A 9,153-nucleotide genomic window follows, 5' to 3' on the forward strand; every position below is an offset into this window, starting at 1 on the left:
GAGATCCACTTCGGATGATCACCCGGGTGGGCCGGCCCGCATGATCATCTGGTCATGGGTCGCGGGTCAGCGTCGGGATGTCGCCTCCTCCCGTGCCGGGTCGGCCGGCGCGCCCTCGACCGGGTGCGTCGGTGGCCGATGGGCGGCGCCGGTGGCCACCGCGCGGGGCGGACGCGGCCAGGGCAGGAGCCGGGGCCGCCGGCGGGCGCTGAGATCCTCGATCCAGCCGAGCGCGAGCACCAGGCCAGTGAGGATCATCAGCGCCACCGCCAGGTACGCGACCTGTCCGAACCCCCAGAACCCCAGCATGTCACCGACGCCGAAGCAGACCGCGATGGCCGCGTTGTGCCAGAGGTAGATGGTGAGGGCCCGGCTGTTCAGGGCGGTGACCAGCCGGTCGAGTGGCCGGACCCGGGCCAGCCAGGCCATCGGCGGGGTGGCCCGCATCAGCAGCAGGACGAAGGCGAGCGACCAGAACGCCTGCGCCACCGGGACGTCGTTGAGGTCGAACCCGGCCTCCGGATGCGTCGCCACCCAGGTGGCGCCGATCCCCAGGCACAGCACCGTCAGGACCAGCAGCGACGGCAGCCGCAGCCGTCGCAGCCGACCGTCGCGGTGCGCGAAGCCGACGAACCAGCAGGCGCTGAAGGTGAGCACGTCGGTCAGCACGGACCCCACCGGGCCGCCGATCTCCGGCCCCACGGTCTGCAACAGCACCACCGCGCCGAGTGGGACCAGCAGGCACGGCAGTGGCCAGCGCCGGTACAGCGCGAGCGCCGCCGGGGAGAGCACCACCAGCCAGAGGTACGTCACGAGGTACCAGAGCACGCCGGTGACGTCCGCCGCCCACTCGCTGCCCGGCGGCTGCACCACGGGCACCAGCCAGGCCAGCAGGGCGGGCCAGGCGGGCCGATCCGACCAGCCGTGCCAGATCATCAGCGGCAGGAGCACGGCGGCGAGCGCCCAGAGGGAGGGCAGCAGGCGGCGTACCCGGCCGCTCACCGCCCGCTGCGATCCGCGGTCGAGCGACCGGGCCATCAGCGAGCCACCGAGCGCGAACATCACGCCCATCGCCGGGAAGGCCCAGCTCAGCCAGGCGGCGCCGAACATGTGGTAGACGATCACCCGGCCCAGCGCCAGCGCCCGTAGGGTGTCGAACCACCGGTCCCGTTCGCGGCCCGCCCGGCCGGTCGCCGGGGCACGCGTCCCGTCGGCGGCCGGGTCACGTGTCCGGTCGGCGGCGGTCCGCGCTGCTGCGGCGTGCCGGCCGTCGGCCAGGTCGCCGGCACGCTGCACCTTCCCCCAGCCCAACCGCGCGCCGGTCAGCGCGGTCGCCAGCGACCGGGCCAGCACCAGGTACATCAGCTGTCGGTAGGCGAACTGCTGCAACGGCAGGATGAGCAGCGGGCGCAGCGGCTCCCGGTCGAGCCGGAAGGCCACCATGGCCGTCACGCCCTGGATCAGCAGCATCGCCAGCCAGGCGAGGGCGGTCTTCGTCGTGTCGAGAAACACGAGGCCGTAGAGGGCCATCAGGTCGAGCACCGGGCCGAGCAACGGCAGCGCCACGCCGAAGAGGGCGAGCATCGGCAGGCCGAACCGACCGAACCGGCCCGACGCGCCCCGGTCGCGGAACGCCCGGCGGTGTTTCCACATCGACTGCGCGGTGCCGTAGCTCCACCGGTAGCGCTGGCGCCACAGGTCGCCCATCGAGGCCGGAGCCTCCGTCCAGGCCACCGCCCGCTCCTGGTAGACCACCCGCCAGCCGCCCCGGATGATTGCCATCGTGATGTCGGTGTCCTCAGCCAGAGTGTCGCCGCTCATCCCGCCAGCCTCCACCAGGGCCCGGCGGCGGAACGCCCCGATCGCCCCGGGCACGGTCGGCATGCAGCGCAGGCTCTCGTAGAACCGGCGGTCCAGGTTGAAGCCGATGACGTACTCGATGTGCTGCCACCGGCCGAGCAGGCCCCGCCGGTTGGCGACCTTGACATTGCCGGCCACCGCGCCGACCCGATGGTCGGTGAACGGCTCGACCAGCCGCCGGATCGCGTCCGGCGCGAAGACGGTGTCGGCGTCGACGGTGACGATGATGTCGTGCGAGGCGTACAGGATGCCGGTGTTCAAGGCGCTCGCCTTGCCACCGTTGGGCTTGCGGATCACGCGCACGTTGGCCAGCCCGAGGGCGTCGACCAGGTCGGCCGTCCCGTCGGTCGAGCCGTCGTCCACGACGATCACCTCGATCTGCCGGTGGTCGCTGGCCACCAGTGAGCGGACCGTGCCCACGATCCCGGCCCGTTCGTTGTACGCGGGCACGATGACCGACACCGGTGCCGTCGTGACCCCCCACCGCCACCGTCGCGTCCGTCGGCGTCGGGCCAGTCGCACCGCGATGACGAGGAGCAGCAGCGTCCGCACCAGCATCAGGACGCCCACCGCGACGAAGAGCACCGACAGCGCACGGACGAACAGATCGGCCACCTGGACCGCCCAGGAGACGGGGGCGGCCCGCCAGCGGTCGATGATGGACGCCGGGACGTTGCCGTGGATCGCCGGCGCATCCAGACCGGCCCGGCGCAACCCGGAGGTGAGCGTGGTGAAGGTGTAGCCGCGGTCGCGCATCGCCGGGATGAACCGCTCCAGCGCGGCGAGGGTCTGCGACCGGTCGCCACCGGCGTCGTGCAGCAGGATCACGGCACCGGCGCCGTCCGCCGGCGTCATGTTGCGCACGATCGCGTCCACGCCGGGCCGGGCCCAGTCCTGGCTGTCGGTGTCGTTCACCGCCACGAGGTAGCCGAGCCGACCCGCCTCCCTGACCACCGGCCAGTTCCCGTCGTCGATCGCGCTGGCCTCCGACGAGTACGGGAGCCGCAGCAGGCTGGTCTGTACCCCGGCCGCGGCGACGATCGCCTGTTGGGTCTGCGCGTACTCCTGCCGCCGTCGCCAGCCGGGCAGCAGGCTCGCGTCCGGGTGGGTGAAGGTGTGCACGCCCAGCTCGTGTCCCTCCGCCACGGCCCGCCGGGCCAGTTCGGGGTGGCGGGCCACCTGGGAGCCGATCACGAAGAACGTGGCCGGCGTCCGGTGCCGGCGGAGAACGTCGAGCACCCGGGGGGTCCAGGTCGGGTCCGGCCCGTCGTCGAAGGTCAGGGCGATGGTCCGCGCCGGCAGGCGGTAGGAGTGGGACTCCCCCTCACGGGTGTCGACCACCGGCCCGCCGTGCAGCACGCTGGTCGGGACCTGGTTCTGGTCACCGTCCTCGCGGACGTGATCGGGCGTGAACCTGGCGTTCGCGTACGCCTCGACCGCCAGGACGCTCACCAGGACCATGGCCAGGGCGGTGCAGACGAACCGGCCGGTGGTGAGGCCGCGCCGGCCGGTCCGGCCCGCGCGGGTGCGGTCCGGCTCACGGGTGAACGCCCTCATCCGGCGCCGACCTCGGGCGTATTCGGGGGAGTCGTGGTGGGGAACGGATCCGGAGCGGGGGTCGAGGAGGCGGGCGTCGACGGGGAGGGCGGTGCCGGATCGTCGACGTCGGGTTGTGGGGCAGGCTGCGGGGAACTGGTCCGGGGAACCGGTCGTGGCGAGGGCGACGGAAGGCCGCTCCACTGTGGGCTCGGACGCGTCGGGGTCGGTGCCGCGCGGACCTCGCGGACGACGTCCGGGGTGGACTCCGGCTCGACCACGCGGTCGGCGGACGGGGCGTTGGACGGTGCGGCGGCCGGGTCGGCGGATGGTGAGGCGGACGGTGAGGCGGCTGGCTTCGGCGGGGCCTCGGTGGCGGACGTGGCCCCGCCGGTAGCCGGTGCCGGGGCCAATATCGGCACGGCCGGCCCAGGCAGCAGGCCGCTCCCGGCGATCGGTAGATAGGTCAGGGAAGCGACGGCCGCGAGGACGCTCGCACGTCGTACCCGCCGACGGCGGACTCCGGTGAGGTCCACGAAGACCTGCCGGGTGGATCGGGAGGAAAATTCGGTGGGCTCGGTGAGCGCTTCGGCCCCCGGCTCGTCGATCGGAAGCTGAACGGCCACGGGGAGAGGCTATGGAGGGGGAATAGCGAGGTATGTCCAAATCTCCGGGACCGACCGCCGACGGAAATTTCATCATTTGCATATTCGGACCATCAGCCATGAATCGGGCGCTGATGCTGTCGTCCCCCGAAAGGCCCGCAAAGATGCAAAAACTCCAGAGATCGCCTCGGTGGGCGGGCAGTGCCGGGCTGGAGAGCGCTTCCCCTGGCGGTCGGGAGCCCGGACGGGCGGCCCGTCACCGGCGCGGAACAAACCGTAGGCCACCGTAATGTCTTGACGCGTAGCGGTCGGTGGACCCGATGGGCGAATCCTGCTCGTGGCGGACCGCCGGTCCGGGAACGACCAGTTGTGCCGGTGATCCGGGGTGGTTAAGCTTCTCCTGCGCGCCCCAATCGCCCGCTTCCCCCGTGGCAGGCGATCGGGGCGCGCCTTTTCGTGCGCCCGGACCGCCCGGCCCATCCGCTGGCCGGGCGGTCCCGGTCAGATCCAGCGGCCGTCCAGCCACATCCGTGCGGACCAGTCCGCGTAGGTCATCAACCGGCCCACGAAGATCGGGTAGAAGTAGCCGAAGCAGAGGGCCACCAGCAGCACGTACGCGCCCGCGATGACGCCACCCACCAACCGGCGGTCGGCGACATCCTGCCCGGTCGGTGGTGGCGCGCCGGGCAGGGCGGCGGTGGCTGGTGCCGGTGCGGCGATCGCGCCGAGCACGTAGGTCACCGCCAGCACCAGGAACGGAAGCGCCGGCGCGGTGTAGAAGGAGAACATCGTCCGGTTGTCGAGGGCGAACCAGAACCAGGGCAGCAGGCCGGCGGCCACGCTGAGCAGGATCGCCCCGGCCCGCCAGTCCCGACGGGCCAGCCCGAGCCAGGCCAGCGCCGCCAGCGCCGGCAGGAACGACCACCACAGCAACGGGGTGCCGAGCAGCAGGATCTCCGAGGCGCAGCTGGGCGCGCCGCAGTTGCCGTCGCCGGACCAGTAGAAAGCGACCGGCCGGCCGAGCAGCAGCCACTGCCACGGCCAGGACTGGTACTTGTGCGGGTCGTCGAGCTGGGTGTGGAAGCCGTACGCGGCCCGGTGGTATTCCCAGAGGTTGATCAGCGGGCCGATGACCGGGCTGTCACTCAGCCCGGCGTTCGGGTAGCGGCTGGCCAGGCGGTAGTAGCCGTCATCGCTGAACAGCCAGCCCGACCAGGTGGCGACGTAGGTCACGAACATCAGCACCCCGGCCAGCAGCAACCAGGGCAGCTCGTCCAGCAGGGCGTCCCGCCACGGGCGGCGTACGCCGGCCGACCGGCGTACGCCGACCTCCCAGAGGATCACCAGCAGCGCGAAGGCCGGCACGAAGTACACCGCGCTCCACTTCACCGCGCACGCGCAGCCCAGCAGCACGCCGGCGAGCAGCCGCCACCACGGCCACTCCCGCCAGGTCGACCGCGGCCGGCCGGCCCGCCCGGGCAGGGACGGATCGAGCCCCGCCTCCAGCGCGCGGGCCCAGCGGCGTCGCCGGGCGTCCCGGTCCAGCACCACGGCGCCGAACGCGGCCAGCACGAACAGCATCAGGAAGATGTCGAGCAGCGCGGTGCGGGAGAGCACCAGGTGGAAACCGTCCAGGGCGAGCAGCAGCCCGGCCGCGCACCCCAGCGTGGTGGAGCGGAACATCCGCCGGCCGATCCGCACCAGCAGCAGCACCGACAGGGTGCCGGCCACGGCCGCCGCGAACCGCCAGCCGAACTCCGGGGCGGTGGTCATCAGGTGCCCAGGTACGGAGATGTTCGTCTCCTGGTCCTGGTAGCCGAAGGCCCACTCGCCGAGCCCGATCAGCCACTTGCCCAGCGGCGGGTGCACCACGTACGAGGGGCCGTTGTCCTTGTAGTTCCACTCGACGCCCCGGTCGATCAGCCCGTACGCGTCCCTGGCGTAGTAGACCTCGTCGAAGATCTTGCCCTTGGGACCGCTGAGCCCGAGGAACCGCAGGATCCCCGCGATCGCCACGACGACCGCGGTGGCCAGCCAGGCGTGCCCGTCGAGGCGGGCGTCGACGGTGGCGAGCCGGCGACGGATGACGGCCGGGATGCCGCCCCCGCCACTCGTCGCGGAACCGGCGGCCTGCTCGGTGGTGGACAGGTCGGCGGCCGGTCGGTCCGTCTCGGCCCGATCCGCGCTCGCGCTCTGTGCAGTCGACGCACTCGTCACCCGGCGATCGTAGGCTGCGAAGGTGCCCTGTGGCGCCTGTCGTCCCCCAGATTGGTACGACTGTCGATGAAGGAGATTGCTTCGTGGGTGAAATGTCCGAGGTTGGGCGGCTGGTGTTGCTCGGCGCGCCGCTCGGCAATCCGGCCGACGCCTCGACCCGGTTCCGCGAGGTGCTCGCCACCGCGGACGTGGTCGCCGCCGAGGACACCCGGCGGCTCACCCGGCTGGCCCGTGACCTCGACGTGACCGTGCCCGGCCGGATCGTCTCCTACTTCGAGGGCAACGAGGAGCGGCGTACCCCGGAACTGGTTGAGGTGCTCGCCGCCGGCTACACGATCGCCCTGGTCACCGACGGCGGCATGCCCAGCGTCTCCGACCCCGGCTACCGGCTGGTCCGGGCCGCCCTCGACGCCGGCATTCCGGTCACCGCGGCCCCCGGCCCCAGCGCGGTGACCACCGCGCTGGCGCTCTCCGGGCTGCCCTGTGACCGGTTCTGCTTTGAGGGCTTCCTGCCCCGCACGCCGGCCGGCCGCCGGTCCCGGCTGCGGGCCCTGGCCGCCGAGGAACGCACCCTGGTGCTCTTCGAGGCGCCGCACCGGATCACCGGCGCGCTCGCCGACCTGGCCACCACGTTCGGCCCGGACCGGCCCGCCGCGCTCTGCCGCGAACTGACCAAGACGTACGAGGAAGTGGTCCGCCGGCCGCTGGGCGAACTGGCCGAGTGGGCCGCGGCGGGCGAGCCGCGCGGCGAGATCACCCTGGTCGTGGCGGGCGCGCCGCCGGTCGCTGCGGCCCGGCCCGACGACGACACGCTGCGCGCCGCGGTGGCCGAACGGGAGGCGGCCGGGCTGTCCCGGCGCGACGCGATCACCGAGGTCGCCACCGAGTACGGCCTCCGCCGTCGCGACCTCTACACCGTCGTGCACCAGTGAAAGGAATGGTCGGGCGGTGGGACCCGCCCTATTGGTTCGCGGTCGACCGGAGGTAATCACTACGCTTGCTGGTCATGAGTCACGTTCTCGCCGCGGTCGCCTGGCCCTACGCCAACGGCCCGCGCCACATCGGCCACGTATCCGGATTCGGCGTTCCCTCCGACGTCTTCGCCCGGTACATGCGCATGGCCGGTCACGACGTGCTCATGGTCTCCGGCACCGACGAGCACGGCACCCCGATCCAGGTGCAGGCCGACGCCGAGGGGGTCACCCCGCGCGAGCTGGCCGACCGGTACAACCGGGTGATCGCCGAGGACCTGCGGGCGCTGGGGCTGACGTACGACCTGTTCACCCGCACCACCACCCGCAACCACTACGCGGTGGTGCAGGAGCTGTTCGTCGGGCTGCACCGCAACGGCTACATCATCCCCAAGGTCACCACCGGGGCGATCTCGCCGTCCACCGGCCGGACCCTGCCCGACCGCTACATCGAGGGCACCTGCCCGATCTGCGGCTATGACAGCGCCCGCGGCGACCAGTGTGACAACTGCGGCAACCAGCTCGACCCGATCGACCTGATCAACCCCAAGTCGAAGATCAACGGGGAGACGCCGGAGTTCGTCGAGACCGAGCACTTCTTCCTGGACCTGCCGGCCCTGGCCGACGCGCTGCGGCAGTGGCTGGACACCCGGGAGGGGTGGCGGCCCAACGTGCTGCGGTTCTCCCGGAACCTGCTGGACGACCTCCAGCCCCGGGCCATCACCCGCGACCTGGAGTGGGGGGTGCCGATCCCGCTGGACGGCTGGCGTGACCGGACCGACAAGCGGATCTACGTCTGGTTCGACGCGGTGATCGGCTACCTGTCCGCCTCCATCGAGTGGGCCCGCCGCAGCGGCGACCCGGAGGCCTGGCGCAAGTGGTGGTCCGCCGACGCCGAGGGCAAGGACGCCCGCGGCTACTACTTCATGGGCAAGGACAACATCGTCTTCCACTCGGTGATCTGGCCGGCGCTGCTCGGCGGCTACTCCGGGGAGGGGTCCCGCAACGGCGAGCCGGGCGAACTGGGCCGCCTCAACCTGCCCACCGAGGTCGTCTCCAGCGAATACCTGACCATGGAGGGGCGCAAGTTCTCCTCCTCCCGCAAGGTAGTCATCTACGTCCGGGACTTCCTGGAGCGCTACGACGCCGACGCGCTGCGCTACTTCATCGCGGTCGCCGGCCCGGAGAGCAACGACACCGACTTCACCTGGGCGGAGTTCCTCCGCCGCAACAACGACGAGCTGGTCGCCGGCTGGGGCAACCTGGTCAACCGGTCCGTCTCGATGGCGGCGAAGAACTTCGGCGCGATCCCGCCGGTCGACCCGGCCGGGCTCACCGAGGCCGACGAGGCGCTGCTCGCCACCGCCCGGGCCGGGTTCGCCACCGTCGGCGACCTGATCGCCCGGCACCGGCAGAAGCAGGCCATCGGCGAGGCCATGAAGGTGGTCGCCGAGGCCAACAAGTACCTGTCGGAGCAGGCGCCCTGGAAGCTCAAGGGCGAGGACGACAAGCCCCGGATGGGCACCATCCTGCACGTCGCCCTCCAGGTGGTCAGCGACGCCAACACGCTGCTCACCCCGTTCCTGCCGCACTCCGCGCAGAAGATCCACGAGCTGCTCGGCGGCACCGGCGTGCACGCGCCGATGCCCGTGATCGAGGAGGTCAAGGACCTTGACGGCGGGCCGGCGTACCCGGTGCTGACCGGCGACTACACCGTCGGCGCGCGCTGGGAGTCCGTACCCCTGGAGGTGGGCCGGGCGCTCGCGGCGCCGAAGCCGGTGTTCCGCAAGCTCGACCCCTCCATCGTCGACGAGGAGCTGGCCCGGCTGGCCGGCTGACCGGGTACGCGTGGCGGGGGGGGCCCGCCCCCCCCCGCCCCCCCCCCCGCCCCCAACCCCCCCCCCCCCCCCCCCCCCCCCCCAAAAAAAAAAAAAATACCGGGTGTACACGGGGGCGGGGGGGCC

Annotated in this window: 4 protein-coding genes; 2 read left to right on the forward strand and 2 right to left on the reverse strand. The window is 72.2% G+C overall.

Features of this window, described 5'->3' with window-relative positions; translation table 11 throughout:
- Positions 1–66: 66 nt before the first annotated feature.
- The gene (locus ACIRG9_RS30175) at positions 67–3,417 is read right to left on the reverse strand and encodes a glycosyltransferase (RefSeq protein WP_402863430.1); all 3,351 of its coding nucleotides are present in this window, start codon (positions 3,415–3,417) and stop codon (positions 67–69) included.
- A gap of 1,085 nt (positions 3,418–4,502) precedes the next feature.
- The gene (locus tag ACIRG9_RS30180) at positions 4,503–6,149 is read right to left on the reverse strand and encodes a dolichyl-phosphate-mannose--protein mannosyltransferase (protein WP_402863441.1); all 1,647 of its coding nucleotides are present in this window, start codon (positions 6,147–6,149) and stop codon (positions 4,503–4,505) included.
- A gap of 161 nt (positions 6,150–6,310) precedes the next feature.
- On the opposite strand from ACIRG9_RS30180, the gene rsmI reads away from it, so the two are divergent.
- Entirely contained in the window at positions 6,311–7,150 is an 840-nt protein-coding gene (rsmI, locus tag ACIRG9_RS30185; RefSeq protein WP_402863443.1) for a 16S rRNA (cytidine(1402)-2'-O)-methyltransferase, read from the forward strand.
- A 74-nt stretch (positions 7,151–7,224) separates the two neighbouring features.
- Positions 7,225–9,027 carry a methionine--tRNA ligase gene (gene metG, locus ACIRG9_RS30190; protein ID WP_402863432.1) on the forward strand — a complete coding sequence of 601 codons (1,803 nt, stop codon included), beginning with the start codon at positions 7,225–7,227 and terminating at the stop codon, positions 9,025–9,027.
- Positions 9,028–9,153: the final 126 nt, after the last annotated feature.

Source organism: Micromonospora sp. NPDC093277 (genome assembly GCF_044765245.1).
In the GTDB taxonomy this organism is placed as follows: Bacteria; Actinomycetota; Actinomycetes; order Mycobacteriales; family Micromonosporaceae; genus Micromonospora.

Bases quoted from the DNA above. Each gene is read 5' to 3' on its own strand.
- rsmI (WP_402863443.1), top strand. From the start codon at position 6,311: ATGTCCGAGGTTGGGCGGCTGGTGTTGCTCGGCGCGCCGCTCGGCAAT.
- metG (WP_402863432.1), top strand. From the start codon at position 7,225: ATGAGTCACGTTCTCGCCGCGGTCGCCTGGCCCTACGCCAACGGCCCG.
- ACIRG9_RS30175 (WP_402863430.1), bottom strand. From the start codon at position 3,417: ATGAGGGCGTTCACCCGTGAGCCGGACCGCACCCGCGCGGGCCGGACC.